This window comes from Acinetobacter higginsii (genome assembly GCF_000369525.1).
Taxonomy (GTDB): Bacteria; Pseudomonadota; Gammaproteobacteria; order Pseudomonadales; family Moraxellaceae; genus Acinetobacter; species Acinetobacter higginsii.
This window is the reverse complement of the sequence record NZ_KB850072.1, coordinates 398,469-416,585: the sequence shown is the minus strand read 5'-3', so window position 1 is coordinate 416,585 and position 18,117 is coordinate 398,469. Positions and strand designations below refer to the sequence as shown.

Sequence of the window (18,117 nt, the reverse complement as noted above, 5' to 3'; positions counted from 1 at the left end):
TAAAAATTTAAAACGCGATTATAGCTTTTTACAGCACAAATAAAAAACCTCGCATCAAGCGAGGTTTTCAATCAGCACAAGTTAGCGTTCACGCAATGCTTCTTTGGCTTTATTAAACGGTTTCAACAAGTAATCCATAATGGTTTTTTGTCCAGTACGAATATCCACTGTCGCTACCATCCCTGGAGTAATACTGAATGCCTTACCCGCTTTGTTATATAAACGGTCAGAATCAGTACGAATGTATACACGATAATAGAACTGATCTTGCTTGACCTCATCACGAATGGTATCTGGGGATATCACAGTCACTTTACCGTCTAACCCGCCATAAATTGAGTAATCATAGGCGGTAATTTTGACTAAAGCTTCTTGCCCCGGGCGAATAAACGCAATATCACGCGGTGAGATACGCGCTTCAATCAGCAATTTATCCTCTAAAGGAACAATGGTCATCAACTTACCATTCTGAGGAATAACACCACCTAGGGTCGTAACATCAATTTCTTTCACTACGCCACGTACAGGTGCTTTAAATACCGCACGTTCTAAACTGTCATTTCGACCATTCACAATCTGCTGCTGAGTTTGAATATCGGTATTCGCCTTAGACAATTCTTCTCGTGCTTTGACATAGTACTGGTTGCGCGTATCATTGATTTTATTGTTTAAATCATTGGCTTCACGCTTTAAACGTAATACTTCAACCTCACTGGCCGCCCCTTTTGCCACCAATGGTTCTGTCATTGCCAGTTCTTGTCTTACCAACTTAGCTGCTTGCTCGTAACCTTCAATTGACTGTTCCAAATTAGCACGTCGTGACAAATATAGCGCTGTTTCTTCTTGCACCAATTTAGGACTCTTTTGCACGTCTTCAGGAAAACTTAATGGTGAACCCGTCACTTCAGCACGTAAACGTGCTGCAGTTGCCTGTGCTGAAGTCAGTAAAGACTTTGACTCTCCAACATTCGATGCAAATCGGGTTGGATCAAGTTGTGCAAGAATTTGCCCCTTTTCAACCACATCACCTTCATTGACATCAAGTTTAGTGAGAATTCCCCCTTCAAGTGATTGAATAATCTGCTCTTTTGAAGAGGGAATCACTTTCCCCGTACCCGTTGAAACCTCTTCTAGATTAAATAACCATGCCCAGATTAAGAGTGAAAGTAAACCAATCCCAATCATCCAAACAACAAGCGTCGAACGAGGTAACTTTGGTTCATTATAAGTTACGTTCATGGGACGACTGCTGTTCTGTTGTTGTTCACTCATAAAATTTCCTCAAAGTATTAAACTATTTTTTGTTTTATTGATGATTGTTGTAAAACTTGATCTACAGGTCCATCCATGACGATCTTGCCTTCATTCATGACAATAATTCGGTCAACCAATTCCAAAACTGCACGTCGATGCGTTGCAACAACTAAAGTTCGATAACCAAGCCAAGTTTTTAAGTGATCAATCAATTGCTTTTCGGCCACATCATCAATGGCAGCAGTTGGTTCATCTAGCAATAAGATATTCGGCTGACGAATCAATAAACGCGCCAACAATAAGGCTTGTCGTTGTCCCCCAGAGAAACCAACGCCACCTTCTAATACCAAATGATCTAGGCCTTCTTTCTTTTCATGCACAAAACTCAGTGCACCAGTCACTTTTAGTACCTTTAATATATCCTCGTCACGCGCTAGAGGTGCGCCAAGGGTTAAGTTTTCACGGATGGTGCCATAAAATAGATGTGCATTTTGATTAAGTAAGCCCATATCACGACGCACATCGGCAGGATCAATCAAACTAATATCCAGATCATCTAAATACACTGAGCCAGAATTCGGAAACTGCATCGCAGATAAAATCTGTAATAAGGTCGATTTACCTGCACCATTGCGTCCTAGAATTGCAATACGCTCACCTGCACGAATCTTAAGTTGTGGAATAACCAAACTTGGGCGTGGGTCATCTTCCGTATATTGGAACACCACTTTTTTCAACTCATAATCGCCATGCAACACTTCTTTATGTACCAAATGTGCTTGATCTGGTTGATCGACAGGTTTCTGCATTAACTCATCTAAGCTTTTCTTCGCCACTTTTGCCTGTTGCAAACGTCCCAAAATACCCGTGATTTGTGAAATTGGTGCCAACATCCGTGAAGATAAAATCGAACACGCCACCAAAGCACCTGTGGTCATATCGCCTTTCATCACCGCAAAACAACCCACTAGAATCACAGCTGCATAAGTTAGCCCCTGAATCTTTTGCGTCCACGCAGTCAGTACCCCCACAATCTTACGTTGCTGCATACTGATATCAGCAGACACTTCGTTCATATGGTTCCACTGGTTTTGGAAACGTGACTCCGCGCGTAATAATTTAGGGGCTTAGGAAGTTAAAGAGGATCATTGCGGAGTAGTTTCAGCAAATCGAGGTATAAATTACTATGCCGATGATTGAAGCGATACTCCGTTTCTTTAAGATGTAGATAAAACATCTTTTTGTCAATCCCATTAAACTTAATAAGCCTTTTCTTAGCATAGCCCCAGAATGATTCTATACCGTTGATATGACGCTCTCCACAGGCAAATTCATTGTCACCATGATTTACTCTTAAGTGCTTATCAAAGCCAATATCTACTAAACCATCATATCCCCGCCATCCATCTGTATTAATGACTGAATCAAGTTCTATATGCCCACGGATAATGCCTTGTAGCGTAGCTTTGGAGCAATCTGGTACAATTTCTGTGTATACATTTCCATCTCGTTTAAGCAAACCAAATACAATGGTCTTTCCTGACGCCCCACGACCTCGTTTACCACGAACACGACGAGCACCAAAGTAAGATTCATCCAATTCAACGATACCATTGAAGGGAGATATTTCTTCACATTGGATAGCAATCTTTTTACGCAATTTGATATAAATTGTATTGATAGAACGTACAGAAATATTGGTGAGTTTAGCGGTATCTGAAGCAGTAAAATCCATGGCAAAAAAGCGAATGATCTGCCTGAATTTTGCTTCTGTGATTCTTGAACGGGAATAGTATCTATTTTTTGCTTTCATATAAGGAAGTTACCATACTTTTTAATATGCTTAACTTCCTAAGCCCCTAATTTAATATCTTCAATACCCTGTACTGCTTCTACTAAAATTGCATTTCGAATCGAAGATTCACGCATCCCTTCTTGTGCAAGCTGTGCCAATTTATTTTGTGCCAAAATTGCAGGCAAGATCATTAGAGGCACGACCAATAACATGACCCAAAATAAGTTACCACCAATGATTGCGAAGATAATCAGGAATAAAAAGAAAAAGGGTAAATCGGCAATGGCCCCCATGGTCGTTGATGTCACTAGATCTCGAACACCTTCTAACTCACGGATCTGAGAAATAAAGGTTCCCGTTGACTTAGAGCGCTCACTATTCTTAATCCGAATTGCATGACCAAATACGCGATCAGAAATTCGTAAATCTGCCCTTTTACCAATAATATCTGAGATATAAACCCGTGAAAGTCTTAATACAAACTCAAAAATCGCAGCAATGAGTACACCACTCGCAAGTACCCAAAGTGTTGGAATCGACTGTGATGGAACAACTCGGTCATAGACTTGCATTGAAAAAATAATCGTGGCCAAGGCCAAAATATTGGCAATCATTGAGGCCAACATGATATCGATATAGCGTTTCCAGTCTTGCAATACAATTGACCAAAACCAGCTTGCCTCGTATGGTTTGATATATTCATCAATACGCGCATCGGGTACTGACTGTTCAGGGCGGAGCACATATACATTTTTAATAATATGCTTCAATGCGCCAACGGCAAATTTTTGGGATAGACCTTGATCGCCACTTAGTTGAACACTGACATGGCCTGAACCGTCAGCTTTATCAATAACACCAACCTGCCCGTCGGCTAATTCTACCAATACAGGTAAACGCCAAGGGTTAATCACGTCGTCGCTAAAGGCAACTCTTCTAAGGTTTAATCCAACCTGTCTGCTGATTAACACTAAAACTTCATCTAGATTCTGGTTTTGATTCCAGTCAAGCTGCAGGCGAATCCGTTCCTCAGAAGGTTCAATTCGATAATGCTTTGCAATGGTCAGTATGGCTTGTAACCAAGGCTGATAGTTTATTTTTGTAGTAATCATGGTTGTACCTCAAATCCTTGGATTTTTATATTATTGAGGTCATAGGCTTGGCGAGAACGTCCTGTTGCAGCAATATATTGAGCAATACTGCTGTAAATGTCATAACGTGCTGTTTCTGCCTCTGAATTCGCACTATGAATCGCCTGTTCTGCATTTAACAGATCAACCAGAGTCCGTGTTCCCAACTTATATTGTTCTTGATAAAGTTCTCTTGTTCGTATTGTTGTTGCTTGTTGTCCTGCTAAAACCTGCATTTGACGTTGTTTGTTTTCAATTTGTTCTCTGCTGGTTCGAATCTGATCCAATACTTTTAAATACACCGCATTGACTTGTGCTTTTGCTGCCTCTTCAGCAAAACTAGCCGCACGAGTTTTCGAGGATGTGGCCCCACCTTGATAGAACTGGCTACTAGCTTCCAACATAATCGCACTATCGAACCCACCCTCTTTATCATTTCCAGGGTTCCTACCATGTAAAGCTTGACTCAGTTCTCCTTTTACAGATAGTGTCGGATAATTACTAATCTGTGTCTGTAATTTTTGATTACGGGCAACCTCAATTCCAGCCTGAGCTGCGATCATTTGTGGAATGGTATTGAACTGCGGTGCAGCATATAAATCTGATTGTTTTACAAAATCTTCTGAAATCGCCCATTGTACATTTCGTGTATCAAAACCTAATAAGGTATACAAATGCTGCTGATATTGGCTCAGCAAAGATTGTTGCGCGATCATCGCTGATTGAGCGGATTGCAAATAAGATTGGGCCTGTATCGGATCAGCCTGACTACTAATTCCCGCATTAGCACGCAGATTAGCCATCTCTTGGATACGCTTAATCCCTGCGATTTGCTGATTCGCAATCTGGATCAGTTTTTGATAACGCTGAATATTAACAATTGTTTGCGCAACATCTAATGAAATATCATCAATTTTCACTAGAACATTCGCTTGCCCAACCACAACTTTGGCTTTTTCGACATCAACACCTGATTTAACTTTACCAAAGTCATAAAGCATTTGTGCAGCACTTAAAGTGAGTAACTGTTGGCCTCGAGTACTTTTTTTGCCCAAATCACCTGTGCTGACCCCACCACCTATCTGTGGATAGTAGCCAGATTTGGCAACATCAATATTGGCATTTTGTGAGGCTAATGATGAAATTCCTTGCGAAATTTCAGGGTTCCGCTGTACCGCAATCTGTACCGCATCTTTGAGTACTTTTCGCTGATTCTGCCAGAAAGCAGCAGGAACGGTATCGACTTGAGGACGGCCTGATCCAACCACAGGCAAATCACTCCCGAGTGAAGCATCAACAGAAAAATTACTTAATTTCTGCATTTGTGCCACTTTAAACTCATCACTACTTTTTGGGACAAAAAGCTGAGAAATATTGTTCTTTAAAGTGTGATACTGTTCACTTGGAGTTGTTGCATGTGTCATTGGCACAGACAAGGTTGCTACATAAAGTAACCACTTAAAATCCATACTTTTTTTCCATGATCCATTATTCACTTTTATATCGTTGTGCAAGTTCATATTTTTTTCGTATTGTTATCATTTCAGCATTTTCATTTTAAGCATTTTTTTATAAAAAACACTACGTTCCGCACATAATTTCATCGCTAGATATATGTATATTTTTGTAAAACAGTTCGCATTTTAATAGATTATGCCTTTATAGTGGAATCTATAAAATATATATTTATCATACAATTAGGATAAAATATAAGCCACCCCTTCATCAACAACTCAATATTTAACCATTTATTATTTTATTTACCCCAAAAAAAGAACCTTACGGTTCTTTTTTAAAAGTGATAATCGGCCGATTTAAACGACGAAATCATCACCTAAATATACTTTACGCACTTGCTCATTATCTAGAATTTCTTGTGGTGTGCCCTCTGCAATTACAGACCCTTCACTCACAATATAAGCTTTTTCACAAATTGCTAAAGTCTCACGTACGTTATGATCCGTGATCAGAACCCCAATACCACGATCCTTAAGTGTTTGAATAATATCTTTAATATCACCAACAGAAATTGGGTCGACACCAGCAAATGGTTCATCTAGAAGCATAAACTTAGGATCGGCAGCCAAAGCACGAGCAATTTCAGCACGGCGACGCTCACCACCAGACACACTCATCCCCAATGAATCCTTAATATGATTAATTTTAAAATCATTTAATAATTCATTCAGGCGTTGCTGACGTTGTTGCTTATTCAAATCTTTACGCGTTTCTAAAATTGCCATAATGTTTTCAGCAATCGTCAACTTTCTAAAGATTGAAGCTTCCTGAGGCAAATAACCAATACCTTTACGTGCACGCTCATGCATCGCCAGATCAGACAAGTCCAGATTATCTAAATGAATCTCGCCTTTATCCATACGAACCAAACCGACGACCATATAAAAGCTCGTCGTTTTACCTGCACCATTTGGCCCAAGCAGACCAACAATTTGTCCACTTTGCATAGTAAAAGAAACATCTTTTACTACCCAACGTTTACTGTAGTTCTTCGCTAAGTGCTTGATACAGAGCGTCTGTGGTTGCTGCATTGATTGTTCCATTAATCACGCGCCCCTGGGAAACTTTTTGAACTTGAAGGTGGAATAATAATTTGCACACGGTTAGTTGAAGATCCTTGTGCCTCTACATCACCTTTATTCATGCTGTATTTTAAGCTATTACCACGAATGCTTGAGCCATCCTGATAAAGGTATGCTTTACCCGTTAAAGTAAGAATACCCGTATCTGCATTGTACACGATCGTCTGTGCTTCACCTCGAGCTAAGCCCTTATTGGTATCCATTTGCTGCTGGAACTTTGCTGGCTGACCTTTGGCCGTAATGATTTGAATTTCTTTTTTGCTATTTAAATTTGCAACAAGTGAATCAGCTTGAAGCTTCATGGTGCCTTGTTCGATCACAACATTGCCTGTATAGGTCGTTATACCTGTTTTATCATTATAGGTTGCACGATCCGCAACCAAAGAAAGCTGTTGGTTACGATCCGATGGCAAAGCAAAACTAGCTGCAGAAGAAAGTGCAACAACAGCAACGCAGCTTAGTTGTTTAAGGAAAGTAGAACGAGATTTGGAATTAAGAACTTGGCGCATACTTTCCTCGAATTTTATAAAACTCATATTGACCATTATTTAAATTAGCCTTAAGACCTTGACTCACAAATTCAGCAGATGGTGATTGAACTATCACCTGATGTTGTGTTTCAAGCTCTCTTGTTTTTGGGTAACCAGTGAGTTCATCCGTATGAAACTCTAATTTGTTACCTTGATCGGACAGTTTCGTTGCAACAACATCTCCAAGCAAAATGACTTTAGTATTATCATCATAGCCATTTGCTTGTTTTGCATAGAATGTTGCATCAGGTTTGCCCTGTTTGTACATCACCGCATTCAGTTGATCAAGCTGGGAGGTTTTTTGTTGCATATTCTGTTGTAGCTGTTTAACTTCAGCTCGCATATACAAATTGCCCTGCTCGTCAGTTTGAGTTAAATGAACACCCTGGGCTGAATAGGTCATATTCTTGGCTGAATCAACATCCAACTTTTTTGCTTTGCCACTGTAGTAATAGTAGCCACCACTTATAGAAGCGACTACAACAGCAACAACATATAAAACTTTGGTATCCATAAACAGGGTTACCTAACCTTTGAGCGAATCAACACTATATTAATGTGGTACAGCAAGATATTTTTCAAGCAGTTCTTGGTAAACACCTTTTGCCATCAACAACATATCGCATACTTCTCGTACAGCACCACGACCACCCATCGCTTGGGTCACTAAATTAGCACGACGACGTACTTCTTCATGTCCATTAGGCACAGTAACTTTCATACCAGCGATAGCAAATGCAGATAGATCAGGCCAGTCATCGCCCATATAAATACAATCTTCGGGCAATAGATCCAATTGAGCACAAGCTTCACGCAATGCCACCCCTTTATCTTCACGTCCTTGGAATACCAAATCTACACCAAGATCAGACATCCGTTTTTCAACAATCTGACTTTTTCGACCTGTGATAATAATTACTTTCATACCCGCTTGTTGAACCAGCTTCATTCCCAAGCCATCACGGATATCAAATGATTTAATCTCATCACCTGAATTGGTTAATGTAACAAAGCCATCGCTTAAAATCCCATCCACATCAAGTACCAGTGCTTTTAAATGACGTGCTTGTTCTTGTAAAGCATAAGATGCCATGGCTTAATTTACTCCTGCCTGAATGAGGTCATGCATACTAATCACACCAATCACTTTATTGGCATCATCAACAACTACAAATTGATTCACTTTTCTGTCATGCATTTTTTCTAAAGCTTTCACCGCACGCGCTTCTTGTGAAATCGTTAGTGGATTTTTAGTCATTACTTCAGAAACCGCTAAGTTCACATCGAAGCCTTGTTGCTGGTCAATCATACGACGTAAATCACCATCGGTAAAAATACCCAATAAGGTATCATTTTCATCGACAATCGTGGTTAAACCCAGACGCTTATCAGAAATTTCATATAACACTTTATTCATTGGTGTATCTGGGCGAACCTTTGGTAATTCTGAACCTGTATGCATCAAATGCTTCACATGCAAAAGCAACCGTTTACCTAGGGCTCCAGCTGGATGTGAACGCGCAAAATCATCCGCAGTAAAACCGCGTGCTTCTAATAGCGCAACAGCTAATGCATCCCCCAACACTAATGTTGCTGTAGTGCTTGATGTTGGTGCTAAGCCTAAAGGACAAGCCTCGTCAGCTAAACCTAATGTCAATGCCACATCTGCATTTTGAGGCATTGGTCCTTTATTATCCCGACTAATGGTAATTAAAGGCACAGCTAAATGCTTGATTAAAGGCATTAACATCATGATTTCATCACTCTTGCCTGAGTTAGAAATTGCAATCAGTACATCACCACGCACTAACATTCCTAGATCACCATGGCCTGCTTCACCTGGATGCATAAAGAAAGATGGTGTTCCAGTCGATGCAAAGGTAGCTGCCATTTTACGACCGATATGACCAGACTTACCCATACCAGTTACAACAACACGTCCTTGGCATTGCAAAAGGATTTCGCATGCAATATCGAAGCGTTCATCAATTTGCGCAGTTAAGACATCTATGGCTTGTTGTTCGACACGCAACGTTTCTAATGCGCTTTTTTGGAAATCTATAGTGTGTGACATATGAGTTTGACTCAAAATAATACTCTATCCACCTGATGGTAGATGATTTTAATCAAAAGAATGGTGGCGATTCTAACATATCTGCAAATCATACACGTTTCTAAATGTATAAGTTTTCATGAAAAATGAAGAGATGAAGTATGAAATAGGACTCATAATATTTGGGCTATACACCCATATGTTGAATCCCAATTTAGTTAGGCATATGTACATTCATTCTTAATCGTAGATCCCTTCTATACTTCACAGGAAAACTTGCTTATTATTAACTCAAGTTGTATATACATATACAAATAAGATCATACATGATCATACCTAAGCAATAATTAGGTATTTTTTATGACGAAAAGTGCTTCAAGGATACGGAGTAAAAAGATGACCTCAGTGGATGGGAAAGAAAAACATCAATTTATTGAAAACCGCAGTATTGATTTCATTCCAGAACACGAAAGACATGGCAGTGTTTTCGGCCAATTTACCCTGTGGTTTGGTGCTAATTTACAAATCACAGCGATCGTTACAGGTGCTTTGGCCGTTGTACTGGGTGGTGATGTGTTTTGGTCGATTATCGGTTTATTGATTGGCCAATGCTTCGGTGCCATCGTCATGGCATTGCATGCAGCACAAGGTCCCAAACTTGGCCTTCCTCAAATGATTTCAAGCCGCGTGCAATTTGGCGTATATGGTGCATGCATTCCGATTCTCTTAGTTTGCTTAATGTACATTGGGTTTACAGCCACGGGTGAAGTTCTCGCAGGTAAAGCGATCGCACAACTCATCAATGTCAGCAATAGCACTGGAATTTTAATCTATGCGGCTTTTATTGTGATCTTTGCCACCATTGGTTATCGCCTAATCCACTGGGTCGGAAAAGTTGCAAGCGTTATTGGCATAATTGCCTTTATTATTATTTTGACTCAAATTTTAACTCATTCAAACTTTTCAGAATTAATTGCCGTTCAAAAGTTTAGCTGGTCCTCATTTTTGTTAGCAATTTCGCTTTCGGCCTCTTGGCAAATTTCATTCGGTCCTTATGTAGCCGATTATTCCAGATACCTACCGTCAAACACCTCCTCCACCCGTGTCTTTTTGGCTGTTGGTTTAGGTTCACTCCTCAGTTCGCAAATTTCCATGACTTTGGGTGTATTGATTGCACAGATTTCACAAGGCGGCTTTGTCGGAAATGAGGTGCAATATGTCGTGGGAATGAACGCCGTCGCACTGATCATTACGTTCTTATATTTCAGTATCGCCTTTGGTAAGGTCACACTCTCCACGCTGAATGCTTATGGATGCTTCATGTGTATTGCAACCATTTGGAATAGCTTCAAACCGCGCTATCAAATTTCAAGAATGACGCGTTTAGGTATTGTACTGGCTATGGTTGCCATTTCTACAATCATCGCAATTGCTGGTGAACATACTTTTTTAAACAGCTTTAAAGCATTCATTCTGTTCCTACTCACCTTCTTCATTCCTTGGAGTGCAATTAACCTTGTAGACTACTATTTCATCTCTAAAGAAGAATGTGATGTTGACGCCTTATATGATCCAGATGGGAAATATGGCCGCTGGAATCATATCGGCATTGGCTGTTATATCATGGGCGTGTTACTACAACTTCCGTTTATTCATAGTAAAGTTTACACGGGTCACATCGTGACCATGTTAGGTGGTATTGATATCTCTTGGTTGGTCGGCATTCTGGCAACGGCTGTGATTTATTATTATTTCGCAAAAAAAAGTTCAACTTCGGACAGTGAGTCAAATTGGTTTTGAATAAAGAAATATTGCAAATGAAAGCCATCTTTTTTCTGCTGATAACTTTATGAAATATGGTGCATACGTTATGATGAATAACGATTTTTGTAGAGTGTTTGAAAACCCTTATGCAACCTTTTGTTCTATATAACTCTGAGCAACGTAAAAAAGTTGAATTTGTCCCACGTAAAGAAGGTCAAATCGATATGTATGTCTGTGGTATGACGGTTTACGATTACTGTCATATCGGGCACGCTCGGGTTATGGTTGCATTTGACTACATCATTCGCTTTCTGCGCAGCCAAGGTTGGAAAGTTCGCTATATTCGCAACATTACCGACATCGATGACAAGATCATTGCCCGCGCCAATGAAAATGGTGAAAGCATCCAACAACTCACTGCTCGTTTTATTCAGGCAATGAATGAAGATGCGGCTAACTTAGGTTGTGCTGAACCAGATGAGGCGCCCAAAGCAACTGAATATATTGATCAAATGCAAAATATGATCGGTACATTGGTTGACAAAGGGGCTGCATACCCTGCTAGCAATGGCGATGTTTATTTTGAGGTGAGCAAGTTCAATAAATACGGTCGTTTATCTGGTCGTAAATTGGATGATATGCAAGCGGGTGCATCTGAGCGTGTGGATGTTGAAGTTGAAAAGAAACATCCCTTTGACTTTGTACTGTGGAAACATGCCAAAGCAAATGAACCTGCTTGGGCTTCACCTTGGGGTAATGGCCGCCCAGGTTGGCATATTGAATGCTCTGCAATGTCGACTTGCTGCCTAGGCAATCATTTCGATATTCATGGGGGTGGTTCAGATCTGATGTTCCCGCATCATGAAAATGAAATCGCACAAAGTGAAGCATCGACTGGTGAACAATATGTTAATTATTGGATGCATGTTGGTTTCATCAATGTTGATGGCGAGAAAATGTCTAAGTCTTTAGGCAACTTCTTTACCATTCGCGATGTGATGGAGAAATTCCATCCTGAAGTGATTCGCTACTTCATCGTGTCTTCGCATTATCGCAGCCCAGTTAACTTCTCTGATGTGGCTTTAAAAGAAGCAAAAACTGCGCTAAGCCGTTTTTATCATTCATTTAAAGCCTATCAACAGGTGTATGGTCAAAAAACGGTTGAGACATTAGAGCAAAACTTTGTAGAACGCTTTAACAATGCGATGTGTGATGATTTCAATACCGCTGAAGCAATGGCGGTATTGTTCGAACTGAATAAAGAACTTAATCGCGCGGTGAAAGAAGAGCAAGCGGAACAAGCAACGCTGCTTTACTCTACTCTGCGTCATTTAACCAACATTCTTGGTCTGGTTCAGCATGATGTAGATGAATTCCTAAAATCAGATATTGGTCAGGAAGCACTTAGCCTTTCCGATGCTGAAATTGAAAGTTTTATTCAACAGCGTGTTGATGCGAAAAAGGCCAAAGACTTTGCTCAAGCTGATGGCATTCGCCAGTCTTTATTGGATCAAGGTGTGGTTTTGGAAGATACACGTCAAGGAACAATCTGGCGACGTGCTGATTAATTAAACACTTAGCATTATAAAGAGTTGACACTTGAATGAAACTCTCTATAATGCGTCCTATTGCGGGAATAGCTCAGTTGGTAGAGCATAACCTTGCCAAGGTTGGGGTCGGGAGTTCGAGTCTCCTTTCCCGCTCCAGATTCAAAAAAGCCCTTATCGAAAGATAAGGGCTTTTTTATTATTAACATTTACCCCACCAAAGAATAAGACTAACTCTACATGCTCAAATAAGCGAAATATTATAACATAACACAAATTCATCAAGACCTAAAATGAAAGTCTGCTCATCCCTTAAAAGTGCAAAACGTCGTAGTGCTGACTGCCAGATTATTAAGCGTCGTGGCAAGCTATTTGTCATTTGCAAATCAAACCCTCGCTTCAAAGCAAGACAAGGTTAACTTGTCTTGCTTTACCAAAGGTTAAATAACCCTTACATTCCCTTACTACCATTTCTTTTTAAAATCTAATAACTTGGATATTAATGTTTTCACAAGGTTATATCTAAGATGAAAAAATCACTAATCGCAATTTCTTTGGCATCTATTTTTTTAGTTGCATGCAATAAAGCAGAAACCCCAAAAACTGATGAGCAAACACCCCCAGCAACCACAACAGAAGCAAGCTCTGAAGTCATCGCTGATAGTGCACATACCGCAGAAAATTCATTAGACTGGAATGGTACGTATACTGGTGTACTTCCATGCGCAGATTGCGAAGGGATTAAGACTGAGCTTAAGCTCAACCTAGATAAAACTTACGAGATCAAAGAGACTTATTTAGGCAAAGGTGATGGCAAAGCATTTGAAAGCAAAGGTAGCTTCGCTTTTGACAGCAAGAACACTTCTGTCATTGAACTCGACAAGGCAGGTGATAACCGCAAATACTTCGTTGCAGAAGGCTACTTAAAAGCCCTCGATATGGAAGGCAAAGAGATTACAGGCGAATTAGCTGACAAATACGAACTCAAGAAAGAAGCTGAATAAGTTATTTCTACCGATAAAAGCCCACTCAATATAGTGGGCTTTTTATACAGCCAATAAAAAACCCAGTCATAATGACTGGGTTTTTTAGAAGATACGAATTACTTCGCAGCAGCTTGAGCAGCAGCAACTTCTTCTGCAAAACTCATTTCAGCTTTCTTCTCAATACCTTCACCCACTTCGAAACGAACGAATTGAGCTACAACTGTACCAGTCGCTTTTAATACATCAGCAACTTTCTTATCATTGTCGATAACATACATTTGACGATCAAGCGCAACTTCGTTCAAGTATTTTTCAACTGAACCAGTTACCATTTTCTCAACGATGTTCGCTGGCTTACCAGATTCTAATGCTTTCGCTTCAGCAATTTCTTTCTCTTTAGCGATCAAGTCAGCTGGAACAGCTTCAGCATTTACAGCAACTGGGTTGAACGCAGCAACGTGCATTGCAATACCTTTACCAGTGTCAGCATCACCTGTGTAAGAAACAACAACACCGATTTTTAAACCGTGTTTGTAAACAGCCAAGTTTTCGCCTTCAACGATTTGAGCACGACGAACTTGAATGTTCTCACCGATTTTTTGAACAAGTGCAACACGAGCTTCTTCTACAGTCGCGCCGTCTTCAAGCTTAAGTTCAGCAATTTTCGCAGCATCAGTTTCGTTTGCAGCAAGTGCAGCAGCAGCAACTTTATCAGAGAAGTTTTTGAAGTTTTCGTCTTTAGCAACGAAGTCAGTTTGACAGTTAACTTCAACAAGAATTGCTTTGTTACCGTTTTGAATAATAGTGATCGCGCCATCAGCAGCAATGTTACCTGCTTTTTTAGCAGCTTTTGCTTGACCTGATTTACGAAGGTTATCAATCGCAAGTTCGATGTCACCGCCTGCTTCTGTTAATGCTTTTTTGCATTCCATCATTGCAAGACCAGTACGGTCACGTAATTCTTTTACCATGCTCGCAGTAACTGCAGTCATGTTGATCTCCTAAAATCGGTAGAAAATAAATCTGTTCAACAAAAACGGCCCAAAGAAACTCTGGGCCGTTTGCACTCTCGACGCTTTAATTTGCCACCATTACATGTCGCAAAAATGACAAGCTTGCGTCAAAACGCATTAAGCCTCAGATGCGTCTTTCGCAGCATCGTCGCCTTTTGCTTGTGCATTAGCTTGTGATTGAGCGTATTCTTTACCAGCAAGAATCGCATCAGCCATAGCTGAAGCATACAAAGTTACTGCACGAATCGCATCGTCGTTACCCGGAATAACGTAATCAACGTTGTCTGGGTTAGAGTTTGTATCAACGATACCGATTACAGGAATACCTAAGTTTTTCGCTTCTTTGATTGCAATCGCTTCGTGATCAACGTCGATTACAAATAATGCGTCAGGTAAACCACCCATGTTCTTAACGCCGCCTAAAGCACGTTCAAGTTTTTCCATCTCACGAGTACGCTCTAAAGCTTCACGTTTAGTAAGCTTAGCAAAAGTACCGTCTTGAGATTGAGTTTGAAGGTCTTTTAAACGGTTGATAGATTGGCGAAGTGTTTTCCAGTTCGTCAACATACCACCTAACCAACGGTGATCTACATATGGTTGACCAGCGCGTTGAGCTTGTTCACGGATGATGTTAGAAGCAGCACGTTTAGTACCAACGAACAATACTTTGTTCTTTTTGCTTGCAAGATTGTTAACAAAGTTCAAAGCATCATTTAACGCAGGAACAGTGTGCTCAAGGTTGATGATGTGAATTTTGTTACGCGCGCCAAAAATGTATTGACGCATTTTTGGGTTCCAGAAACGAGTTTGGTGACCAAAGTGTGCGCCTGCTTGAAGAAGGTCGCGCATGCTTACGTTGTAATCTGCCATTTTCTTTACCTTAAAGTTTGGGTTAGGCCTCCATATATCCGCATTCTCCACCTATTGCTAGGCACCCAGAGTAATGTGTCGATATATGTGCGGATTTTTTACGACTATTGTTATCAGATATTTTCGTAAAATATATTCACGAAAAGCATTTGATAAAATAGGCGGCTATTTATACCATAGACACTTGCAAATTACCAAAAGTTTTTAGAGATCATGAATACAACTTATACAGCCCCACGCCGATTAATCAAAACACCTGAAGAAATTGAAAAGATGCGTGTTGCAGGGAAATTGGCGGCTGAAGTTCTAGACATGATTAAACCGCATATTAAAGCGGGTGTGAGCACACTAGAACTCGATACAATCTGTCGCAATCATATTGAAAATGTTCAACACGCGATTCCTGCCTGTGTAGGTTACGGTGCTGCACCTGGCCGCCCTGCTTTTCAACATTCTATTTGTACTTCGGTTAACCATGTAGTTTGTCACGGCATCCCTTCTGAAAATAAAACATTAAAGAACGGTGATATTCTTAATATTGATGTAACAGTGATTAAAGATGGTTATCACGGTGATACCAACATGATGTACATCGTGGGTGGTGAAACATCTATTCTTGCTAATCGTTTATGTTCAGTGGCACAGGAAGCGATGTATCGTGGTATGGCAACTGTTAAAGATGGTTCATATCTAGGTGATGTGGGCTATGCCATTCAGCAATATGTTGAATCTGAACGTTTCAGCGTTGTCCGTGAATATTGTGGCCATGGTATCGGCAATGTTTTCCACGACGAACCACAAGTTTTACACTATGGCCAAAAAGGTACGGGTATGCGTCTAGAGGCTGGCATGACCTTTACCATCGAACCAATGGTCAACGCAGGTGTTTGGCAAACCAAACTTTTAGGTGATAAGTGGACGGTTGTCACAAAAGATCACAAGTTATCTGCTCAATATGAACATACGATTTTGGTAACACAAACAGGGATCGAAGTACTCACTGCTCGACCTGAAGAAGATCTGTCTCGCTTTATGTAATTCATTCCCTTTGAATTATTTTAAAAAAGTCACTCCGGTGACTTTTTTTACGCATCCACATTTTCTTCATCAATTTATTTAAATCAAACAAAAAAAATCATAAGCATAACAATTATAAAATTTAACTAAACAAAGCCTATTTAAAAATAGCGTTAAGGTGGGCGCAAGAAAAATCCTAACAAACTTTTTGGACATGGAGTCCCACAATGATGAAGAAATCATTCGCTTGCCTGATTACAGGTGTATGTGCCCTACCGACACTTACTTTCGCAGACTCGCCTTATTTCAGTCTAAAAGATGGAGATGGGTTTAAACGTTTTTCTGTTTCCGCGGGCTGGTTACATGCCATGCCGCAAGGATCTGCAAATCCAGTCAATATCAACACGAGTGTTGCTGAGGGTACTAAAGCCAAAGTTGGAGATGTCTCTAAACAAGCTGTACTTGCAGCAGCAGACCGAGACTCCAATAAGCTTCTTTATGATGCCATTAAAATACAACCCCTTGACCCAGTACCAGGCCTGTTAACAGGCACTGCAACTGTCAACGGCCTATCTAACTGGCAAAGCCAAGGAACAGGTTTAGAAGCTGATAAGGTTGACACTGTTGGTATTATGGCTAATTACCATTTTACCGATAACATCTCTTTAGAAGTTAAGGCTGGTATTCCACCGAAAGTTGATATCAAAGGTAAAGGCGATATCTACGCACCTTTAACAGGTCAGGCAGAGACCGCATTAGGAACAATTGGTTTAAAACAAGATATCCATATCACTGATCTAACCCAAGGTGACAAAGCTGCAACTGCACGTGCTTGGTTACCCGCTGTAGAACTACATTACCAGTTTGGTAAATCTGGGGTGAATAAGTTCCGTCCCTATGTTGGCGCAGGTGTCATGTATGCTTATTTTAATGATTTAAAAATCAACTCAGGGATCGAGTTAGATTTAATCAAAGCAGGTCATATGATTCAAAATATTCATGATGGAAAAGCAGGTGCAGCCTTAGATGGTAAAACATCCTCAGCAGACCCTGTAGTTAAACTCAAAGCAACGGACACCTTTGCCCCGATTGTGACTATAGGTGCAACCTATGATTTTAATCCAAACTGGTTTGCTGTCGGTTCTGTTTCTTATTCCAAAATGAATAATGAGGCTAAAATCTCTGTGACTGACCGCAACACAGGTAAAGAACTCATCAAAGCAAATACTAAAATTGATATTGATCCTCTGATTACCTATGTCGGTGTCGGTTACCGCTTCTAAATTTCATTTCATAAAAAGCAGCACTCGCTGCTTTTTTATTGTGCAATCTTTCAAAGCAGCATGATCAAAAATCACGCACCACGAGAACGCAATTTTCAGAAGATTGTCTAACATAGACACCTTCTATCTACGACCCCACATTTATACCAATATTCTTGATTCACTCAATCCTCTTATAAACACCTTGATGATTAACATTTTAAATTATTCATTTGGTTAATTTATTTTTCTGGCACGGCACTTGCTATATATCAAACACATTGAATCAACGACGA

Annotated in this window: 16 protein-coding genes, 1 tRNA gene and 2 pseudogenes; 7 read left to right on the top strand and 12 right to left on the bottom strand. The window is 40.2% G+C overall.

Translation table 11 applies throughout. From position 1 onward, the window contains the following. Positions 1 to 81: 81 nt before the first annotated feature. The 10 genes and pseudogenes from F902_RS07960 to F902_RS07915 form a co-directional block, all read right to left on the bottom strand. Positions 82 to 1,272: an HlyD family type I secretion periplasmic adaptor subunit gene (locus tag F902_RS07960; RefSeq protein ID WP_005202510.1), complete on the bottom strand. Its 1,191-nt coding sequence runs from the start codon at positions 1,270 to 1,272 to the stop codon at positions 82 to 84. A gap of 17 nt (positions 1,273 to 1,289) precedes the next feature. Further along, positions 1,290 to 2,375, bottom strand: a pseudogene (locus F902_RS07955) (ATP-binding cassette domain-containing protein); the annotation flags it as partial. 14 nt (positions 2,376 to 2,389) lie between these two features. Next, entirely contained in the window at positions 2,390 to 3,067 is a 678-nt protein-coding gene (locus F902_RS07950; protein ID WP_005202474.1) for an IS1595 family transposase, read from the bottom strand. Positions 3,068 to 3,114: 47 nt separating this feature from the next. Then, positions 3,115 to 4,161 (bottom strand): annotated as a pseudogene (locus tag F902_RS07945) (ABC transporter transmembrane domain-containing protein); the annotation flags it as partial. Next, a complete protein-coding gene (locus F902_RS07940) occupies positions 4,158 to 5,648 on the bottom strand; it encodes a TolC family protein (protein ID WP_004808428.1) in 1,491 nt (496 codons plus the stop codon). The gene F902_RS07940 and the pseudogene F902_RS07945, both read right to left, overlap by 4 nt. A gap of 345 nt (positions 5,649 to 5,993) precedes the next feature. Then, a complete protein-coding gene (gene lptB, locus F902_RS07935; RefSeq protein ID WP_017402170.1) occupies positions 5,994 to 6,740 on the bottom strand; it encodes an LPS export ABC transporter ATP-binding protein in 747 nt (248 codons plus the stop codon). Continuing rightward, positions 6,740 to 7,288 carry a lipopolysaccharide transport periplasmic protein LptA gene (gene lptA / locus F902_RS07930; protein ID WP_005202505.1) on the bottom strand — a complete coding sequence of 183 codons (549 nt, stop codon included), beginning with the start codon at positions 7,286 to 7,288 and terminating at the stop codon, positions 6,740 to 6,742. Before lptA ends, lptB begins: the two co-directional genes overlap by 1 nt. Beyond that, positions 7,272 to 7,823, bottom strand: coding sequence for an LPS export ABC transporter periplasmic protein LptC (gene lptC / locus F902_RS07925; RefSeq protein ID WP_004808434.1), 552 nt, complete (start codon positions 7,821 to 7,823; stop codon positions 7,272 to 7,274). The genes lptA and lptC overlap by 17 nt, the downstream gene beginning before the upstream one ends. A 39-nt stretch (positions 7,824 to 7,862) precedes the next feature. Further along, positions 7,863 to 8,402: a KdsC family phosphatase gene (locus F902_RS07920; RefSeq protein ID WP_005202504.1), complete on the bottom strand. Its 540-nt coding sequence runs from the start codon at positions 8,400 to 8,402 to the stop codon at positions 7,863 to 7,865. 3 nt (positions 8,403 to 8,405) lie between these two features. Then, on the bottom strand, positions 8,406 to 9,383 hold the full coding sequence (locus F902_RS07915) for a KpsF/GutQ family sugar-phosphate isomerase (protein ID WP_005202503.1): 978 nt from the start codon (positions 9,381 to 9,383) through the stop codon (positions 8,406 to 8,408). A gap of 375 nt (positions 9,384 to 9,758) precedes the next feature. Here F902_RS07915 and F902_RS07910 point away from each other — a divergent pair, with 375 nt between their 5' ends. From F902_RS07910 to F902_RS07895, 5 genes are all read left to right on the top strand, one after another. Continuing rightward, complete coding sequence (locus tag F902_RS07910; protein ID WP_005202501.1) at positions 9,759 to 11,162, top strand: purine-cytosine permease family protein; 1,404 nt, start codon at positions 9,759 to 9,761, stop codon at positions 11,160 to 11,162. A gap of 110 nt (positions 11,163 to 11,272) precedes the next feature. After that, the gene (gene cysS, locus F902_RS07905; RefSeq protein ID WP_005202499.1) at positions 11,273 to 12,694 is read left to right on the top strand and encodes a cysteine--tRNA ligase; all 1,422 of its coding nucleotides are present in this window, start codon (positions 11,273 to 11,275) and stop codon (positions 12,692 to 12,694) included. A 62-nt stretch (positions 12,695 to 12,756) separates the two neighbouring features. Further along, positions 12,757 to 12,832: transfer RNA gene (locus tag F902_RS07900), tRNA-Gly, on the top strand. Between the two features lie 134 nt (positions 12,833 to 12,966). Continuing rightward, a complete protein-coding gene (gene ykgO, locus F902_RS22080) occupies positions 12,967 to 13,092 on the top strand; it encodes a type B 50S ribosomal protein L36 (protein WP_081400817.1) in 126 nt (41 codons plus the stop codon). 108 nt (positions 13,093 to 13,200) lie between these two features. Continuing rightward, entirely contained in the window at positions 13,201 to 13,677 is a 477-nt protein-coding gene (locus F902_RS07895) for a copper resistance protein NlpE (protein ID WP_005202498.1), read from the top strand. Between the two features lie 98 nt (positions 13,678 to 13,775). Here F902_RS07895 and tsf read toward each other — a convergent pair whose 3' ends face one another. Beyond that, positions 13,776 to 14,651 carry a translation elongation factor Ts gene (gene tsf, locus F902_RS07890; RefSeq protein WP_004652724.1) on the bottom strand — a complete coding sequence of 292 codons (876 nt, stop codon included), beginning with the start codon at positions 14,649 to 14,651 and terminating at the stop codon, positions 13,776 to 13,778. Between the two features lie 138 nt (positions 14,652 to 14,789). Continuing rightward, positions 14,790 to 15,542, bottom strand: coding sequence for a 30S ribosomal protein S2 (gene rpsB / locus F902_RS07885; protein WP_004652723.1), 753 nt, complete (start codon positions 15,540 to 15,542; stop codon positions 14,790 to 14,792). A gap of 213 nt (positions 15,543 to 15,755) precedes the next feature. Between rpsB and map the strand changes: the two genes are divergently transcribed. Continuing rightward, positions 15,756 to 16,580, top strand: coding sequence for a type I methionyl aminopeptidase (gene map, locus F902_RS07880; protein ID WP_005202497.1), 825 nt, complete (start codon positions 15,756 to 15,758; stop codon positions 16,578 to 16,580). A 206-nt stretch (positions 16,581 to 16,786) separates the two neighbouring features. Continuing rightward, on the top strand, positions 16,787 to 17,842 hold the full coding sequence (locus tag F902_RS07875; RefSeq protein ID WP_005202495.1) for an OmpW/AlkL family protein: 1,056 nt from the start codon (positions 16,787 to 16,789) through the stop codon (positions 17,840 to 17,842). Positions 17,843 to 18,117: the final 275 nt, after the last annotated feature.

What these genes read in the sequence shown, in the direction of transcription:
- cysS (WP_005202499.1), top strand. Translation starts at nt 11,273, where the DNA reads ATGCAACCTTTTGTTCTATATAACTCTGAGCAACGTAAAAAAGTTGAA.
- F902_RS07910 (WP_005202501.1), top strand. Translation starts at nt 9,759, where the DNA reads ATGACCTCAGTGGATGGGAAAGAAAAACATCAATTTATTGAAAACCGC.
- F902_RS07875 (WP_005202495.1), top strand. Translation starts at nt 16,787, where the DNA reads ATGATGAAGAAATCATTCGCTTGCCTGATTACAGGTGTATGTGCCCTA.
- tsf (WP_004652724.1), bottom strand. Translation starts at nt 14,651, where the DNA reads ATGACTGCAGTTACTGCGAGCATGGTAAAAGAATTACGTGACCGTACT.
- F902_RS07950 (WP_005202474.1), bottom strand. Translation starts at nt 3,067, where the DNA reads ATGAAAGCAAAAAATAGATACTATTCCCGTTCAAGAATCACAGAAGCA.
- F902_RS07960 (WP_005202510.1), bottom strand. Translation starts at nt 1,272, where the DNA reads ATGAGTGAACAACAACAGAACAGCAGTCGTCCCATGAACGTAACTTAT.
- lptA (WP_005202505.1), bottom strand. Translation starts at nt 7,288, where the DNA reads ATGCGCCAAGTTCTTAATTCCAAATCTCGTTCTACTTTCCTTAAACAA.
- map (WP_005202497.1), top strand. Translation starts at nt 15,756, where the DNA reads ATGAATACAACTTATACAGCCCCACGCCGATTAATCAAAACACCTGAA.
- ykgO (WP_081400817.1), top strand. Translation starts at nt 12,967, where the DNA reads ATGAAAGTCTGCTCATCCCTTAAAAGTGCAAAACGTCGTAGTGCTGAC.
- lptC (WP_004808434.1), bottom strand. Translation starts at nt 7,823, where the DNA reads ATGGATACCAAAGTTTTATATGTTGTTGCTGTTGTAGTCGCTTCTATA.
- rpsB (WP_004652723.1), bottom strand. Translation starts at nt 15,542, where the DNA reads ATGGCAGATTACAACGTAAGCATGCGCGACCTTCTTCAAGCAGGCGCA.
- F902_RS07915 (WP_005202503.1), bottom strand. Translation starts at nt 9,383, where the DNA reads ATGTCACACACTATAGATTTCCAAAAAAGCGCATTAGAAACGTTGCGT.
- F902_RS07920 (WP_005202504.1), bottom strand. Translation starts at nt 8,402, where the DNA reads ATGGCATCTTATGCTTTACAAGAACAAGCACGTCATTTAAAAGCACTG.
- lptB (WP_017402170.1), bottom strand. Translation starts at nt 6,740, where the DNA reads ATGGAACAATCAATGCAGCAACCACAGACGCTCTGTATCAAGCACTTA.
- F902_RS07895 (WP_005202498.1), top strand. Translation starts at nt 13,201, where the DNA reads ATGAAAAAATCACTAATCGCAATTTCTTTGGCATCTATTTTTTTAGTT.
- F902_RS07940 (WP_004808428.1), bottom strand. Translation starts at nt 5,648, where the DNA reads ATGGATTTTAAGTGGTTACTTTATGTAGCAACCTTGTCTGTGCCAATG.